A 16,972-nucleotide genomic window follows, 5' to 3' on the forward strand; every position below is an offset into this window, starting at 1 on the left:
TCTGTATGACTATATTCGACATAAAGCTAGGAAATTCCTAGAACAGGTTGACTTTTTCACCGGACTTCTAGACGAATAAAAGGATGTGATGACATGCCACACCATAATGATGATGAACACACGAAACAATCGGACGCGTTGCAGTGGAAATGCGTGATCGGGTTTATAGCCTGCATCATTTTATCGGCTTTTGCACTATGGACGTTCTTTTACTCTCATTATGCGTTCAAAGGGATTGCAGCAGCCATCGCCGTTCTTGCCACTTCTCTGGCCATCCTGCAACTGGTTGCTATGGAAAAACAACTATCATGATATAAAAAAGCTCGCTCATTCGAAAGAGCGAGCTTTTTTATATATAAGCCTGTTGATTATTCGAGGCTGTTTTAACGTGATGGATAATAAACATGATCCATCCGACTTCCGCCATGACCAAGCTTGCATAAAACATGATCGATGTAACGGACAATACAGGCGGTGCCGTTTGAAAAGCTGCCTGAAAGAAGTAAACCCACATGCCGATCAACAGTATGGTTTGTACAATGGCAAACGACTTTTTTCTTAACTGTAAAAAGAAGAAGGGTGTCAGTGTTGATGTCAGCATAAATGCAAGAATAATACCCATTGTGTAACATCTCCTTTTAAATCATGAAAACGTTTCCTATTTGCATTGTAACAAATTATTAATAAAAAATACACAAAAAGGTCACAATTTGTTCATTTAATTTTCATACGATGATGTTAGCAAAATGAGTCGTTTGATTTCGGTACAGACAACCCGAATTTGGGCCGCATATAAAGTGCTGCGAATGTTCCCGCAAGTGCCATCACGCCCCAGATGTAGCCATGCAGACTGAATGAGGCAATACCACCGAAATAAGCTCCGATATTACAACCAAATGCCAAACGAGCCCCATATCCCATCAGCAATCCGCCAAATACGGATGCAGCTGCATTTTTTCCGGTGAATGCGGACGGTTTGAACAATCCACCAGCCGCTGAGGCCAGAAAAGCCCCCAATATAACACCGATATTCAAGACGGTTGTTGAGTCAGCAAACATGGACGCATTCAGGACTTCGGCATTGGCGCCCTGCCAGTATCCCCAGCTGGCCACGTCCATTCCCAAAAACTGTGCCGCCTTTGATCCCCACAAGGCAAAAGCGGACGTAATGCCCCATGGCGCACCCCGGGTCATAAGCGTCAGTGCATTGAGAACGGCCAACACAACGGCTGCGATGAATAAGGGCCAGGACCCCCGGAATAACCGTCTCCAACCATGCGTAGAAGGGTTCGAAGCCATTTTTGGCGCCCGTTTCTTACGCTCCACAACCAACGTTACCCAGGCAATCAGGGCAAACAGAGCAATCGACAGTGCCCATGCACCTGCATAACCAAGATCTGTTGACGTCGCCAAGGAGACAGGCTCAAATGACGGCAACTCTTCTGTCCAAAAGGGAAGATGATAGGCACCAATGGTGGAACCGATAATAAAAAATAGTAATGTTACCAACATCACCGAACGGCCACCGCCAACAGCATACAATGTTCCGGAAGCGCATCCACCGCCAAGCTGCATGCCAATTCCAAACAGGAAGGATCCAACGAAAAGGCTAACTCCAATCGGTCCAACATAGCCGGAGACGGTATCTCCGAAAAATGAATAACCCAAAGCCAAAATCGGCGCGAACAGCGTAACAGCGACAGCCAGCATAACCAAATGGGATCTCAGTGCCCGCCCATTTCCAACACTCATCAACCGACGAAATGCAGATGTGAACCCGAATCTCGCATGAAACAGCGTATAGCCGAGCAAAAGACCAATGACGAGCAATAATGACTGGACAATCGTTTGCGTCGCCATCAGATACACCAGAAGTGCCATTCCAATCACCAATCCGCTAATAATGAGCGGCATTTGCGGTCTATTTAACGTTGTATCCTTTTCATTTTTTAACGTTTTTTTATCATCTATGGCCGTAACCAGTGTCTTGGATTCCATAGTAATCATCCTTTTCCTATAAATTTAGTAAGAATTATACGATAATCATAGCTGACCAGCTATTTTGTGTCAATATATTTTACGAAAATTGGGCAAAGGCTTTCATAACCCCCATCATACAAAAAAAGCCCAGCCTTTAACTGAGCGTTTTGCGACTTGCTTAACTATTTGAAATCGTTGTCATGACGGGTTTTAATTTTTATGTGTCTCTAACTATAACAGTGTGAATAAACGTTGATCAAGGTAGGGTCACTCGAATAGAGCGCATCAATATGTACGGCTTCAGGATGATCCATGATCGTTATCGTCGTCATTGTTAACTGGAAAGTACTTAAAGATCTCCCGCGATTCCATGGCATTTGCTAATTTCATCGTCCATTCAAAATAAATCATGGTTTGCTTAATATCTTCCAAATCCCCCTGGGCCATTTTTTTAGCTTCCTCGGATGTCCCATTGGCCGCAATATCCTTTAGAGTGTCTTCCACCTGTTCGTTGGCCCTTGAAATAATATTACGTTCCTGGCGCAAGTTTTTTATAAAAAAGGAGAAAAAGTTTTTAAAGAAGTCCTTTTCGGCTATATAGTGGTCTTTCCGGCTTCCTTTTTTCCAGACTTTAATGACCATCTCCGTATCGAGAAGGTCGCGCAAACCCGTACTGACGCTTCCTTTGCTCATGGCAACCTGATCCTTTATGTCATCCAGGCTGAGTGCCTTATCGGCAAAATAAAGGACACCGTAAATTCGTCCAACAGATGGGGTGACGCCATAAATAACCATCGTTTGTGCAATGGCACTGATCAAAATATCCCGCGATTCCTCAATCTGTTGCATATCTGAATCTTGTTCCACCATCGTCTTCCTTTCTTTATATCTCTAGCTCATTTTATACAATACGTTCCATATCATTTGAATCATTCAACGATATTATATCACGGGCATGATTATTGTCAAAATTCACTTTTCCGGATGTCCTTGCGTTATAGCGAAAGGACAAACGTTTCAGCTTTATGGGCCGCTTTTTTTCAATCCACTTCCGACTACACGTCTTTGTCTTTCAACGTTAGATGCGATACACACTCCACATGCATGGTCTGTGGAAACATATCTACCGGCTGCACGTCTTGAACGTCATAGCCGCTGTCCTCAAGTATTCGCAGGTCCCGGGCGAGTGTGGACGGATTGCAGGAGACATAGACGATCCGATCCGGTTTCATGCCGGCCATGGCTGTCAGCAACTGTTCGTCACACCCTTTACGTGGCGGGTCAACAACAATGACATCCGGGCGCATGCCTTGAGCCGTCCACCAAGGCATAATTTTTTCCGCTTCTCCGACATAGAACGCCGCATTGGTGATGCCGTTCAGTTTAGCATTTTCCTTAGCGTCATGAACCGCCTCTGAAACAACTTCCACACCGTAGACTTGTTTAGCCTGCTGGGCAAGAAACAGAGAAATCGTACCTATACCGCAATAAGCATCGACAACGGTATCTGTGCTTTTAATCCGTGCGTACTCCATCGCTTTCTCATACAGCACTTTCGTTTGTTTCGGATTGACCTGGTAAAACGAGTGCGGGGAAATGGCGAATGTGATGTCGCCGATTTTGTCATAAATATAGCCGTCGCCCCAAATGATTTCCGTTTTCTTACCAAAAATAACGTTCGTCTGACGATCATTAACGTTATGAACGATGGATTTAACATGGGGAAATGTCTCCGTCAATTCCTTTATAAGTTCATCTTGGTGCGGGAGCGTTTGCGTACGTGTCACAAGCACAATCATCGCGTCATTCGTTTCTTCGCCTGTCCGTACCATAATATGACGAAGAACACCGCGGTCATTTTCTTCATGGTATGCCGTCATGTTAAGCCTATCTGCTATTCGACGAACCGCTTCCACCATGCGGTCATTTTCTTCATCTTGAATCATACACGTTTCCATACCTTCAATTATCCGGTGGCTGCGCTTCTGGTAAAAACCGGTAATAAGCTCGCCGTCTGCTTTAGCCCCGACAGGCATCTGCACCTTATTGCGGTAGCGCCACGGATCTTTCATGCCTATAGTCGGATGAACTGGGACATGGTCCAAATGCGCCATTTTTTTCATTGCATTTTTGACCTGATTCTGTTTCATCGTGAGCTGCGTATCATAGCCCATATGCTGCAGCTGACATCCACCGCACTTATAATAAACATCACAAGGCGGCTCCACACGTTCCGGACTGGTTTGACGCCGGTTGAGTAATTTGCCGAACCCAAAATTTTTCTTTACCTTGACCACTTTTACGTCGCCTTCTTCCCCAGGTAACGCATATGGGACAAACAATGGGTACCCGTCGATTTTTCCGACGCCATTGCCTTCATGAGTCAAATCCTCAAACGCAAGAGAAACGGTCTGGTTTTTTTGGACTGGTGCTGATGGTTTGGCCATTATACGATCTTCCTTTTTGTACGTGTATGTATATATCTTCTTAACATATCCCGACAATGTCGGGACAAAAGAGTTAAAGAAGACACCAATAGGCATTACTCGTCATCAAACATGCCATTGGTTTGGTGTGAGTCGTTTTGGTTATCTTTTTCCAAAAACCTTTCCGGTATGAACACGTCAATATGCTGCTGCAAATTCAGAAACTCCCCCGGAAGCATGCCGCCGAACTCTCCGTCAATATTCAATTGCATATCGTCGTCCGTTTCGACGTTAATATATTCCGCCTGGGTATAAATGATCTTTCGATTCGTCAAATGTGATCCTCTTTGTGCAAGAGTCGCTATGCGAACGAATTCAGCAAGGTTCATCTCTTTAAGAATGAGTAAGTCAAAATACCCATCATCCAATTTTGCATCAGGCACCAGTTTTTCAAATCCGGCAACTGAGTTTGTATTGGATACCAAAAAAAGCATAATATCTTCTTCAATAACCGTCCCATCGTATTCGATTCTAGCATGAGTCGGTTTTAGCGATGGAAGCATTTCAATCCCTTTCATATAGTAAGCCAGCTGACCAAGCATTGTTTTCAGTTTGCTCGGAACTTCGTATGTCAATTCCGTCAACTTTCCGCCGCCAGCCATATTCATAAAGTATTGATCATTGACACGTCCGATATCCATAGGCATGGATTGCCCTGATAGAATAACATCGACTGCTTTTTCAATGTCGCGGGGAATCCAAAGCGCACGGGCAAAGTCATTCGTCGTGCCGGTCGGGATAATACCGAGTTTCGGTCGGTATTCCTGTTCGGCCATTCCATTGACAACTTCATTAATCGTCCCATCACCGCCGACGGCAATCACCAAATCAAACTGTCGTTCCGCAGCTAACCTGGCCGCTCTGCTGGCGTTCCCTTCACAGACCGTTGCATGGGCGGATGTTTCAAACCCGGCAACTTCCAATCGCTCCAAAACAGTCGGCAGTTCCCTTTTAAACGATTCTCTGCCGGAAGTTGGATTGTAAATGATACGGGCTTTTTTCATAGTGCTCCTCCCCACTGCTTCATCGTTGGTGTATACCACTATCCATCATAGCTCTTTTTATATGTTTTGAAAAGCTTTCCGAAATGAAATCAGACCGCTGCCGTTTTATGGCAGCGGTCATGAAGGCAATGACGATTAACTGGATGGGGAAATCGCCCCAATTTGGTGTTTTTATCATCAAGTCTGGCGTTTTTATCATGTTATTTGGCGTTTTCAGCACATACTTTGGCGATTTCGTGCTATTATTTGGCGTTTTTTCCTTTTACCGTTTATCAATCTCGGTCTGCAAAATCTTGTTGACCATGGGTGGGTTAGCCTGTCCTTTTGTTGCTTTCATGACTTGCCCGACGAGATATTTAATGGCACGGTCTTTTCCGTTTTTGTAATCAATGATGGATTGTTCGTTCTCATCAAGGATTTTCGTGATGATTTCCGTCAACTGCCCTTCATCCGAGATTTGGGCAAGTCCTTGATCCTTCACGATTTTGTCCGGATCGCCGCCGTTTTCAATAAGTTCAGCAAACACTTTTTTAGCGATTTTGGACGAAATGGTGCCGTCTTCAATCAATTTAATCATTCGTGCCAGTGCCTCCGGGGTCAGAGCAAGTTCATGAAGTTCTTTGTAGTTTTTATTCATATAACCGAATACATCGCCCATAATCCAATTGGACGCCTGTTTGATATCGGCACCGTTTTGCACCGTCTCTTCAAAGAAATCAGACATTTCCTTGGAATTGGTCAAAACGGCCGCATCATATTGCGGTAAGTCGAGTTCATCGATATATCGCTGCAGCCGGGCATCAGGTAATTCCGGAATCTGCTGACGAATTCGCTCTTTCCAGTCCTCATCAATGTATAATGGAATGAGATCGGGTTCAGGGAAGTAGCGGTAGTCATCAGAACCTTCTTTAACGCGCATCAGGACAGTTTTTTTCATCTTTTCATCAAACCGACGCGTTTCCTGCAGAATCTCGCCGCCGTTTTGCAGTTCCTCTTCCTGCCGTTTTTCTTCATATTCCAGTCCTTTTTGAACAAAGGAGAACGAATTCAGGTTCTTCAATTCCGTTTTAGTACCAAACTCTTGCTGGCCAACGGGACGGATGGATAAGTTCGCATCACAACGCAGTGAGCCTTCCTCCATCTTACAATCAGAAACGCCTGTATACTGGATAATGTTTTTCAGTTTTTCCAGATAGGCGTATGCCTCTTCCGGCGAGCTTATGTCCGGTTCGGAAACAATTTCAACGAGCGGTGTGCCCTGCCGATTGAAGTCCACAAGGGAATAGCCGTCATCCTGGTGATTCAACTTACCGGCGTCTTCTTCCATGTGCAGCCGTGTGATGCCTATGCGTTTTTTCTCACCATTGACATCAATCTCGATCCAACCATTTTCACCGATCGGCTTATCGAACTGAGAAATTTGATAAGCTTTCGGATTATCCGGATAAAAATAGTTTTTCCGATCAAATTTGGTATCAGTGGCAATATCACAATTCAACGCCATCGCTGCTTTCATCGCATAATTCACCGCTTCTTTGTTCATGACCGGCAATACACCGGGATACGCAAGGTCAATCGGATTCACGTTAGCGTTAGGCTCATCTCCGAAGGCATTCAGGCTTGGGCTGAATATTTTCGTTTCCGTTTTCAGCTCCACGTGCACTTCAAGTCCAATGATTGTTTCGAAATTCATGCTTCAGCACCTCCCAGCTGCGGTCGTTTGAGATGATGGTCTGTTGCCTGCTCATACGCATAAGCCGTGCGGTAAACTGTATGTTCATCAAACGCTTTGCCGACAATTTGCATACCGATGGGCAGTCCGTTATTGGAAAAACCACACGGAATGGATATCCCCGGCGAACCGGCCAGATTCACCGGTATGGTTAAAATATCGTTGGTATACATAGTCAGTGGATCATCCATTTTTTCGCCGATTTGAAACGCTGGTGTCGGTGCTGTCGGGCCAATGACGACATCATAGTTTTCAAAGATGCTTTCGAAGTCGTTGCGGATCAGTGTCCGTACTTGCTGGGCCTTTTTATAGTAAGCATCGTAATAGCCCGAGCTCAGAGCGAACGTTCCAAGCATAATCCGGCGTTTCACTTCATCGCCGAACCCTTCACTGCGGGAGTACTTAAACATATCCATCATATTGTCCGAGTTATCGGAACGCTCACCATAACGAACCCCGTCAAATCGAGCCAGATTCGCCGACGCCTCCGATGATGCCAACAGATAATACGCTGCCATGGCATAGTCGGAATGCGGTAGGGATACTTCTTCCCATTCGGCACCGAGCTGTTCATAGACTTTCAAAGCATTCATAACCGCTTCTTTCACATCTGGTGCGACCCCTTCACCAAGATATTCTTTCGGCACTGCAATTTTCAGCCCCTTGACATCCCCGGTCAGAGCATCCGTATAGGAAGGAACAGCCACATTGGCACTTGTGGCATCCATTTGATCAATGCCTGAAATAACTTCCAAGACACGTGCATTATCGTCCACGCGGCGAGTAAGTGGTCCAATCTGATCAAGCGATGACGCGAAGGCCACGAGACCAAAGCGGGAAACACGGCCATATGTAGGTTTCATTCCGACCACACCGCAAAACGACGCCGGTTGCCGGATGGATCCGCCGGTGTCTGATCCAAGCGAGAATAGCACTTCGCCGGCCGCTACTGCCGCTGCGGAGCCACCACTGGAACCACCCGGAACATGCGCTGTATTCCACGGATTGCGGGTCGGTGTAAAGCTTGAGTTTTCCGTCGATGACCCCATGGCAAATTCATCCATATTCAATTTACCGATCGTGACGTTTTTTTCCACATCCAGCTTGTCCACGACCGTTGCATTATAAAGCGGATGATCAAAATTTCGTAAAAATTGGCTGCCACACGTCGTCCGTAAATTTTTCGTAACAATATTGTCCTTAATGCCAGTCGGTATGCCAAATAAACGTGCTTGCTGGTCCGGAGCGGCATCCAGCTGTTTCGCCTGACTGCGAGCATTTTCTTCATCCAACGTCAAAAATGCCCCGATTTGATCATCGACTTCATGAATCCGATTGTACGAGGCTTCAACGAGATCTTCGGCTGAAATTTCTTTCCGATGAATCATTTGTTCCAATTGTTTGATGCTATGGTCAAATAAAGCCATGCGGTTCCCTCCTTATTCCAATATGGACGGCACACGGAAGTAACCATCCTGCTTGTCCGGTGCATTGTGTAATGCATCTTCTTTGGATATCCATTCTTTTGGTTCATCATCGCGCATGACGTTTTTCAAATCCAGGACATGAGTTGTCGGCTCCACATTTTCGGTATCCAATTCATTCAACTGCTCCGCATAATCAATGATGGAACTGAGCTGTTTGGCAAATTTGTCAGCTTCATCTTCGGTAACAGCGAGTCTTGCTAAATCCGCAACATGCTTCACCTGATCTTTTGATATATCGGTCAATGTTCGACACCTCCAAAATAAATCGTTTATATAGCACAATCGTCATTATGATGGTTAAGACACTATTGATAATAGCAAAGTTCGCATCACTCAGCAAATAAAGCAAAATCGCAATCAGTAAGAGAGAATTCCTAGTCAGATTGGCACCTTACGTGAGAATGCCTAAGATAACATCCTTTCAGGCAAATGTATCTACGTTTGTTCACTTGTTAAAAATATGGACTTTCGGTTCGTTGTCACCGGCCTTCCGGTAAATGACGCTTTCCATTTTCTTATTGGATTTAATTTTTATTTCCAACTCATAGTAATTTTGGAACATCTCCTGGACCAACCCATACGTATACTGAGTAAATCCAATCACTTCCCCTTTCCCATAGAATTCAAGCGGTATCTCCAGTGTCAATTTTTGCAGTTCTTCATCGATATAAAAACCTTCACCGATAACACCTGTATAGTTGGGAAAGTACTCCTGGATTTTATCAGCGAAATCTTTTATTTGCTGCTGCTGATCATAATATTTCTCTTCTCCTTCGTCCGATGGAAAAAGAATATTTTCTTCGTGGACCGTTTCCCAGTCACCGATGTTCGTGTCATCATCCGATACTTGGGTCTTGGCAACATAACTGCCCGGTACCGGTGATCCCTTGTCCTCTTCCCGGTAAAGAGCAAACATGATCGGGATATCGCTTAGTCCCTCGATGTTCCGCACGCGCTCTAATACCGTTTGCGCTATGGCCTTGCCTTTTTTCATCATCGTTTCTTTATCGATGGTCTTATGATACGTCGGTCCACCGATCTCCGTCTTAAACGCATACTCGGACTTCATTGCAATGCCGATGGATGCCCCGATGAGTTCAACCGTATCGTCGTCATTCCTCTTCAAAAAGTTGTGTTCCAGAATGTGCGTTAAATACTTCGGGTTATTTTTTTGCTGTTTCTTGGATTTATCATTCGCAATCGTCGGATTCAAACCAAGCTGGAAGTCGTGACGAATGGCCTGCTTCCGTTCCTCATCAACCTTCTGTCCTCTTTCTTGAAGAAACGCTACTCGATCCTGGACTGCTTTCTTCAACTGTTTTTTCGTCAGCTTCCTGCCCAGCCATTTGTAAAGCATGTCAGACGTTAAATATTGTCCTTCTTCAAAAAAATATTTCTCTGGATCGTAATACGATTTGGAAAGGCGTCGTAATCCTGTCTCCATTTCACCAATGTCCATCCGGTTCATGACCTGGTTCGTAATAACCCCACGTGAAGCACTGGTGCGGTACGGCAGAATGGTCCGGTACGTTTCATCCGACAGTTGATAACTGGGAACGATGGACTTTTCCTGCTTTTTTTGTTTATCTTCCTTTTGTACCACTTCATCTTCGTTCTTGTTTAGCGATGGGGCACAGCCTGATAGAATCAGGAGGGTGATCATCAGCCAGATTCCAACGTTCTTCAACATTCTCCACCCCTTATCCGTCTGAAGCTTCCCTGAGCTGTTGTTCGTTCCATACCGTAACCCCGAGTTGTTCCGCTTTTTCCAGTTTTGAACCGGCATCGTCTCCGGCGATCACAACGTCCGTATTGCTGCTGACGCTGCCGGTAACGCTGCCACCGAGCTGTTCCACCATTTTTTTCGCTTCCGAACGGGTAAATTGCTCCATTCTCCCTGTTAATACAACCGTTTTTCCGGTTAATGGTGTCTCCTCGTTTATGTCCTGGTTCCCTGGCTCATCATACGTCATCGATACGCCCAATGTTTTCAATTCCTGAATCAGTTCTTTTACGTGATCTTCGGCAAAATAGCGTGTAATGGAATCAGCCATTTTGTCACCAATCTCATAGATAGCAACAACGTCGGAAAATGACGCCTGCTGAAGACCCGCCATCGTTTTGAAATGAGCGGCCAAGGTCCGCGCTGCTTTCGATCCGACAAATCGGATTCCCAACCCGAATAGAAGCCGTTCAAGCGAATTGGTCCGCGACGCATCAATAGCCCGCAAAAGGTTATCCACAGATTTTTCGCCCATGCGTTCCAGCTGCAGCAAATCGTCCCGTTGCAGACGGTACAAATCGGCAATGGTATGAACGAGATCATTCCGGAACAGCTGGCTAATGACTTTTTCACCGAGTCCATCAATGTTCATGGCTTCCCGGGAAACAAAGTGAATCAAGCCTTCTTTCAATTGCTGCGGACAGTTGGGATTAATACAGCGCAATGCGACTTCTTCTTCCAGACGGACGAGTTCACTGCCGCATACAGGGCATTCATCTGGCATCAAAAATTCACTTTCGGCACCGGTTCGTTCGTCCTCGACAGATCGAATAACTTCCGGAATAATATCCCCTGCTTTTTTTATGATGACGTTATCACCAAGACGGATATCCCGCTCCCGGATCAAATCTTCATTGTGCAGCGAAGCGCGTTTCACCGTCGTTCCAGCAACCTGTACCGGGTCAAGAACGGCCGTTGGTGTCACCACGCCGGTACGCCCCACACTCAATTCTATATTCTTCAGGACGGTCAGCGCTTCTTCGGCAGGGAATTTGTACGAAATTGCCCAGCGCGGACTTTTAGCCGTGAATCCAAGCTTTTCCCGCTGTGCAAGGTTATCGATTTTAATAACGATGCCATCGATTTCATAATCCAATGACGGACGCTTGTCCTCCCAGTAACGTATATAGTCCAAAACGTCTTCAATCGTTGCGCATCTCCGCCATTCCGGATTCGTTTTTAACCCGAGCTCTTCCAAATACGTCAGCCGCTCGCTATGGGTAGTCAGCGACCCCGCTTCCCATTCACCGACGCTGTATAAAAAAATATCTAAATGGCGATTGGATGCTATTTTAGGATCCAGCTGACGGAGGGACCCTGCGGCAGCGTTGCGTGGGTTAGCAAACGGTGTCTCTTCATTCGCCGTCCGTGCTTCATTCAATTTAAGAAATGAGCGATGCGGCATGAACACTTCTCCTCTGATTTCCATCGTATTTTTTTCTGGAATCGACAGAGGAATGCTGCGGATGGTGCGCAAATTGGCCGTAATATCTTCACCGGTTGTACCGTCGCCACGAGTTGCACCACGGACGAACATCCCGTCTTCATAAAGAAGCGATACCGCGAGCCCGTCGATTTTCAATTCACAAACGAACGAAATGGGCTCATCCAATCCTTGACTGGCACGGCGGACAAAATCACGTACCTCGCTTTCATTAAAAGCATTTCCGAGACTAAGCATCGGGATGCGGTGCTGTACTTTCTGGAATGCATCCAACGGTTCGCCGCCAACCCGTTGAGAAGGCGAATCCGCTGTGACCAGACTAGGAAAATCCGTTTCCAGTTTGATGAGTTCCTGCATTTGCTGATCATAGACAGCATCGGGAACACTTGGGTTATCCTGGACATAATACTCATAATTGTAATGATTCAGCTGCTCCCTTAATGCCTTGATCTGCTGCTGTGCTGTGTCTTTATCCACTTCAGGAGGCACCTCCTATTGTTTCGTAATCGGCGCAAATTTGGCCAAAAGCCGTTTGACCCCGGTTGGTGCCGGAAATGCAATGTCCAATTCCATGGATTCGCCCTCGCCTTTTACGTTGACAACCGTACCGACCCCCCATTTGTTATGTTCCGCTTTATCACCGGGGCTCCATGTGTTGGATTCGGCCCCGGTTGTTTGCTGCATCCGGCCTGCACGACGTTTTAGCTCAGATGGTTCTTTGGATTTATTAGTCCCGCCGTACATCGTGGCATGTATTTGTTCGACGCCATCCACCAACTCTTCCGGAACTTCATGAATGAACCGGCTAATGGGATTCATATTCGTTTTTCCATACAGTGTACGCATTTTGGCATGGGTCAGAAACAGTTCCTCTTCAGCCCTCGTCATACCAACATAGGCAAGACGCCGCTCTTCTTCCATTTCCTCATCATCCATCATTGATCGGCTGTGCGGAAATACATTTTCCTCCATACCGATTAAAAACACGACCGGATACTCCAATCCTTTTGCGCCGTGCAGGGTCATCATCGTCACTTTGGGTTCATCGTCCGCTTCATCCTCATCAACACGGTCAATATCCGCAATAAGGGCGAGGTCCGTCAGAAAAGCGACAACTGTTTTATCGTCAGCGCTCTCTTCAAATTCCTTGGTCACGGTCTTAAACTCTTCCAAGTTTTCCAGCCTGCTCTGTGACTCCAGACTACGCTCATTTTTCAGCATGGTTTCATAGTTTGTCCGTTCGAGAACCGTCTCAACCATGTCTGTTGCCGTTAAAAATTCCTGCTGCTGCACAAGGCTATTGATAAAATTCAGGAATTCCGACAGTGCTTGCGCAGCTTTTTTCGATACACCAGTAAAGTCGATCTCCTTAATCGTTTGTGCAAATGAGATGTCATGGTCAGAAGCATACGCCCGTACTTTATCCATAGTCGTCTTGCCGATGCCGCGTTTCGGCACGTTCACGACCCGTTCAAAACTGATGTCATCATCCGGATTCGTAATAAGCCGCAAATACGAGATTAAATCTTTTATTTCTTTTCGTTCATAGAATTTCGTACCGCCGATCATTTGATACGCGATGTTTGATTTTCTAAACGTATCCTCAATAGCACGTGATTGGGCATTGGTCCGATACAACACGGCCATATCATTCAGCGAAAAACGTCCTTCCTCTGTGAGTTCCTGGACTTTATCCGTCACATAAAGTGCCTCTTCCTGCTCAGTCGCCCCTTGATAATAACGGATTTTTCTTCCGTCATCGTTCTCTGTCCATAAGTTCTTCGGTTTTCGTCCGGTATTATAGTCAATAACATGGTTCGCCGCATCGAGAATGGATTTCGTCGACCGGTAATTCTGCTCTAAATAGATCGTCCGTGATGACGGGTAATCCTCCTCAAACGACAGAATATTGCTGATATCGGCACCCCGCCAGCGATAAATGGACTGATCCGAATCACCGACCACGCACAGGTTTTGATACCGGCTCGCCAGTTGCTTCACCAAATAGTACTGCGCATGGTTGGTGTCTTGATATTCGTCCACATGAATATACTGAAACCGGCGCTGATAGTATTCCAACACTTCCGGGACCCGCTTGAACAAATGAATCGTCTGCATAATCAAATCGTTAAAATCGAGCGCCTGATTCTTCCGCAATGTTTTTTGATACCGATCATAAATTTGCGCCACGGTCTCGTGGAAATAATCGGACACCTGTTTGCTATATTCTTCCGGAGTGGTCAATTCATTTTTGGCCCCACCGATCTGACTAAGCATCGCACGTGGGTCAAACTTCTTCGTATCGATGTTCAAGTCTTTCAAAATCTGCTTCATGACCGATAGCTGATCACTACTGTCCAAAATCGTAAAATTCGAACTGTATCCGATTCGGTCGATATCCTTCCTTAGAATACGGACACACATGGAGTGAAAAGTGGAAACCCATATCTGTTTCCCTTCCGCACCGATGAGTTGGTTAACACGATTTTTCATTTCACGTGCTGCTTTATTCGTAAACGTAATAGCGAGAATATTTCTCGAAGCGACGTCTTTTTCACCAAGCAGATAAGCAATTCGGTGTGTCAATACACGTGTCTTGCCGCTTCCCGCTCCGGCCATAATAAGCAACGGGCCTTCCGTATGCTTGACAGCCTGTTTTTGTTCGTTATTTAATCCATTTAGTAAATCGTCCATTGTCTGACTCAATCAAGACACCACCTTTTCAAGATGTGAGCAGTTATTATTTCTTGACGGCCTGGACCGTTTTTAACGCTTTTTTGATATTATCATAAACGAGATTGCCGACAATGATCGTATCCGCATGTTCTTTCATTTCCTGAGCCTGGAACTGATTTTCAATACCACCGCCATAAAAAAGCTTGGTCGTCGTCAACTGTTGCCTCACTTTTTCAACCAGTTTCGGATCCCCGTACGTCCCGCTGTATTCCATATAAAAAATGGGCAAATGAAAAACATTTTCGGCCATATGGGCATAGGCTTCCACGTCATCCGCATCCGGCATGACACATTTGGTCTGCTTAAATGCTTTGGATTCCTCATTGAGGATGCAATAACCTTGCACAAACATTTCATCCCAGTTCAGCAGTTCCTTATATTCCTTGATGGCCTGGTGCTGCAAATCCATCATCCATTTTTTCTCCGTCGTGTTCATGACCATTGGGATGAAATAATAATCAAAGCCTGGCGTGATGGATTCCATGTTGGCAATCTCCAATATACACGGCACGGTATGACGGCGAATACGGGAAAGCAAATCAAGCACGCCATCCAACGTCACTCCGTCCGTTCCTCCTACAATAATAGCATCTGTCCCTGATTCACAGATGTCTCGAAGGTCGTCATCAGCAATGTCTTTAGCAGGATCCAGTTTAAATATATGATTCCATTCGTGTAAAGAATAATTCAATGCTCATCCTCCATCAATTTGACCATAATCATTGGATCAGGCATAACCAAGTCGATTTGCCAGTCCACCGGTTCTAAGTATACCAAAAATAACGCTCAGAATGGGGATAACGGACTCTATTTTTTGAGGATATGGGTATTCGAGGGTGATGTCATGGCCATTTGAACCACTGACACAGGTATGCGGGCGCTTGACTCATGAAAGAGCGTAGCAGAGCGCTATCACAAGGGGGAAGACAGCGCTCCATGTACCCATTATGTCTCCATATCTATTAAACGGTCAAGAACGATTTGGTAACCGTCACTGCCGTAGTTAACGAATCGACGCACACGCGAAATCGTCGCGGTGGAAGCGTTGGTTTCCTCTTCTATGACATTGTACGTATAGCCCTCCCGCAGCATTTTAGCCACCTGCAGGCGCTGAGCAATCGAATGAACTTCTGACATAGTGGCGATATCATCAAAAAACTGATAGCATTCTTCGCGATTTTTCAAAGAGAGAATGGCATCAAACAATTGATCGAGTTGTTCACCGCGCAACTTATCAATCTGCATTCTGGAACCACCCGCTTTCTATTCGTTTGAAATCGTGACAGATTGCTCCATACCCGGACTTGATGGAACAATATTAACCCATGTTTGGCCAGGGACAAACGGAACAGGGTCTCCGTCTTTGACCGGAATCAGCCGGCCATCACGATTTTCCCACTGGACGTTTTGGACATTGCCTTTTTGAATGAGATACGCATCACCGCCTGATGTTATGTCTACTTGTCGGCGGCCGGCATCATCAATCACTTGGTGGGGGGTCTCCACAATAAATATGTTATCTGTCGTGATAGCTGTTTCTCCATTTCGTTCCACGGTTTTCGTTCCGTCGCTATATCGTGTATACGTCCCATTTTCCGCATTATACCGATATTCTACAATATTTTTCGGACGATTGGAATATACAATTGTAACACGTTCAGCCGAATCACCGTTAATCGACGCAGCTTCCTCTTCTGATGCGAACGGGAGCGGCTCATAAGACCGGGTCATGTCATAGCCTTTCTGCTGGGCAGCGTCATCAATACCATCGAACTGCAAATAGGAATTGTGCGGCGCAGTCCGGAATGATGCCCGTTTAAACAATTGGCCGTCATTGTCATGTAAAGCTCCGTCCAGATGCTCAATGCCACGGTTCTGAATCATGTCGTTAACAAAATGGGCTGCACCGTGATAAATGTAGAGTCCCCCATAGCCTCTGGTGAGCTCAAAATAATATTCCCTTGCGCTACGCACCGGACCAACAACATCCGGCGTCTCGCTCTGATACATGGCGAGAAAGCGAGTAATCGTTCCTTCCGCCAGCACCTCAAAAACAATATCCGCTTTAGAAATCCCTGTCTGCGGACGCGCTTTGCGATGATTGTTGACCATCACACCGACCATCCGGTTGTCAACAGGCTGATCGGTTTTTACCCCTGTCAGAGGATAGGTATGCAGCGCACCTGACGCTTCAGCCTTCTGATTAGTAGCATTTTCTTTGGCTTCACTATCTTCCGCCGGCTGCTCGTCATTGCTCGAACATGCAGCGGTCAAGAACAGCGCAACCAGTCCGAAAAAAATAAAAATTCGTCTCAAAATC

Annotated in this window: 15 protein-coding genes; 1 reads left to right on the forward strand and 14 read right to left on the reverse strand. The window is 45.8% G+C overall.

What is annotated here, in order from left to right; genetic code table 11:
- Window positions 1-93 precede the first annotated feature (93 nt).
- On the forward strand, window positions 94-312 hold the full coding sequence (locus tag ABDZ72_RS01500; RefSeq protein ID WP_343750696.1) for a hypothetical protein: 219 nt from the start codon (window positions 94-96) through the stop codon (window positions 310-312).
- Between the two features lie 37 nt (window positions 313-349).
- On the opposite strand, the gene ABDZ72_RS01505 is transcribed toward ABDZ72_RS01500, so the two are convergent.
- The 14 genes from ABDZ72_RS01505 to ABDZ72_RS01570 all read right to left on the reverse strand — a co-directional run bounded on the left by ABDZ72_RS01505 (window position 350) and on the right by ABDZ72_RS01570 (window position 16,968).
- On the reverse strand, window positions 350-622 hold the full coding sequence (locus ABDZ72_RS01505) for a hypothetical protein (protein WP_343750697.1): 273 nt from the start codon (window positions 620-622) through the stop codon (window positions 350-352).
- A 116-nt stretch (window positions 623-738) separates the two neighbouring features.
- Window positions 739-1,998 (reverse strand): YeeE/YedE family protein, encoded by a 1,260-nt coding sequence (locus ABDZ72_RS01510; protein ID WP_343750698.1) that lies wholly within the window; start codon window positions 1,996-1,998, stop codon window positions 739-741.
- A 282-nt stretch (window positions 1,999-2,280) separates the two neighbouring features.
- A complete protein-coding gene (locus ABDZ72_RS01515) occupies window positions 2,281-2,847 on the reverse strand; it encodes a GbsR/MarR family transcriptional regulator (RefSeq protein WP_343750699.1) in 567 nt (188 codons plus the stop codon).
- Window positions 2,848-3,035: 188 nt separating this feature from the next.
- Window positions 3,036-4,427, reverse strand: a complete 1,392-nt coding sequence (gene rlmD / locus ABDZ72_RS01520; protein ID WP_343750700.1) for a 23S rRNA (uracil(1939)-C(5))-methyltransferase RlmD — start codon at window positions 4,425-4,427, stop codon at window positions 3,036-3,038.
- Window positions 4,428-4,522: 95 nt separating this feature from the next.
- The gene (locus ABDZ72_RS01525) at window positions 4,523-5,470 is read right to left on the reverse strand and encodes a diacylglycerol kinase (protein WP_343750702.1); all 948 of its coding nucleotides are present in this window, start codon (window positions 5,468-5,470) and stop codon (window positions 4,523-4,525) included.
- Window positions 5,471-5,732: 262 nt separating this feature from the next.
- Window positions 5,733-7,163, reverse strand: a complete 1,431-nt coding sequence (gene gatB / locus ABDZ72_RS01530) for an Asp-tRNA(Asn)/Glu-tRNA(Gln) amidotransferase subunit GatB (RefSeq protein ID WP_343750704.1) — start codon at window positions 7,161-7,163, stop codon at window positions 5,733-5,735.
- Window positions 7,160-8,629: an Asp-tRNA(Asn)/Glu-tRNA(Gln) amidotransferase subunit GatA gene (gene gatA / locus ABDZ72_RS01535; RefSeq protein WP_343750706.1), complete on the reverse strand. Its 1,470-nt coding sequence runs from the start codon at window positions 8,627-8,629 to the stop codon at window positions 7,160-7,162. The genes gatB and gatA overlap by 4 nt, the downstream gene beginning before the upstream one ends.
- Before the next feature lie 12 nt (window positions 8,630-8,641).
- Complete coding sequence (gatC, locus tag ABDZ72_RS01540) at window positions 8,642-8,932, reverse strand: Asp-tRNA(Asn)/Glu-tRNA(Gln) amidotransferase subunit GatC (protein WP_343750707.1); 291 nt, start codon at window positions 8,930-8,932, stop codon at window positions 8,642-8,644.
- 202 nt (window positions 8,933-9,134) lie between these two features.
- Window positions 9,135-10,379, reverse strand: coding sequence for a CamS family sex pheromone protein (locus tag ABDZ72_RS01545; RefSeq protein WP_343750708.1), 1,245 nt, complete (start codon window positions 10,377-10,379; stop codon window positions 9,135-9,137).
- A 10-nt stretch (window positions 10,380-10,389) separates the two neighbouring features.
- Window positions 10,390-12,393, reverse strand: a complete 2,004-nt coding sequence (gene ligA, locus ABDZ72_RS01550; protein WP_343750709.1) for an NAD-dependent DNA ligase LigA — start codon at window positions 12,391-12,393, stop codon at window positions 10,390-10,392.
- Between the two features lie 15 nt (window positions 12,394-12,408).
- The gene (gene pcrA, locus ABDZ72_RS01555) at window positions 12,409-14,610 is read right to left on the reverse strand and encodes a DNA helicase PcrA (RefSeq protein WP_425542326.1); all 2,202 of its coding nucleotides are present in this window, start codon (window positions 14,608-14,610) and stop codon (window positions 12,409-12,411) included.
- Between the two features lie 46 nt (window positions 14,611-14,656).
- On the reverse strand, window positions 14,657-15,343 hold the full coding sequence (pcrB, locus tag ABDZ72_RS01560) for a heptaprenylglyceryl phosphate synthase (RefSeq protein WP_343750713.1): 687 nt from the start codon (window positions 15,341-15,343) through the stop codon (window positions 14,657-14,659).
- Between the two features lie 254 nt (window positions 15,344-15,597).
- Window positions 15,598-15,897: a YerC/YecD family TrpR-related protein gene (locus tag ABDZ72_RS01565; RefSeq protein ID WP_343750715.1), complete on the reverse strand. Its 300-nt coding sequence runs from the start codon at window positions 15,895-15,897 to the stop codon at window positions 15,598-15,600.
- An 18-nt stretch (window positions 15,898-15,915) separates the two neighbouring features.
- On the reverse strand, window positions 15,916-16,968 hold the full coding sequence (locus ABDZ72_RS01570; protein WP_343750717.1) for a DUF3048 domain-containing protein: 1,053 nt from the start codon (window positions 16,966-16,968) through the stop codon (window positions 15,916-15,918).
- Window positions 16,969-16,972: the final 4 nt, after the last annotated feature.

The organism is Lentibacillus halophilus (genome assembly GCF_039522485.1).
Lineage (GTDB): Bacteria > Bacillota > Bacilli > Bacillales > Amphibacillaceae > Lentibacillus > Lentibacillus halophilus.

Excerpts from the sequence above, each read along its gene's own strand:
- ABDZ72_RS01545 (WP_343750708.1), bottom strand. The coding sequence starts at position 10,379 with ATGTTGAAGAACGTTGGAATCTGGCTGATGATCACCCTCCTGATTCTA.
- ABDZ72_RS01500 (WP_343750696.1), top strand. The coding sequence starts at position 94 with ATGCCACACCATAATGATGATGAACACACGAAACAATCGGACGCGTTG.
- ABDZ72_RS01510 (WP_343750698.1), bottom strand. The coding sequence starts at position 1,998 with ATGGAATCCAAGACACTGGTTACGGCCATAGATGATAAAAAAACGTTA.
- rlmD (WP_343750700.1), bottom strand. The coding sequence starts at position 4,427 with ATGGCCAAACCATCAGCACCAGTCCAAAAAAACCAGACCGTTTCTCTT.
- ABDZ72_RS01525 (WP_343750702.1), bottom strand. The coding sequence starts at position 5,470 with ATGAAAAAAGCCCGTATCATTTACAATCCAACTTCCGGCAGAGAATCG.
- gatA (WP_343750706.1), bottom strand. The coding sequence starts at position 8,629 with ATGGCTTTATTTGACCATAGCATCAAACAATTGGAACAAATGATTCAT.
- gatB (WP_343750704.1), bottom strand. The coding sequence starts at position 7,163 with ATGAATTTCGAAACAATCATTGGACTTGAAGTGCACGTGGAGCTGAAA.
- ABDZ72_RS01565 (WP_343750715.1), bottom strand. The coding sequence starts at position 15,897 with ATGCAGATTGATAAGTTGCGCGGTGAACAACTCGATCAATTGTTTGAT.
- ABDZ72_RS01505 (WP_343750697.1), bottom strand. The coding sequence starts at position 622 with ATGGGTATTATTCTTGCATTTATGCTGACATCAACACTGACACCCTTC.
- pcrA (WP_425542326.1), bottom strand. The coding sequence starts at position 14,610 with ATGGACGATTTACTAAATGGATTAAATAACGAACAAAAACAGGCTGTC.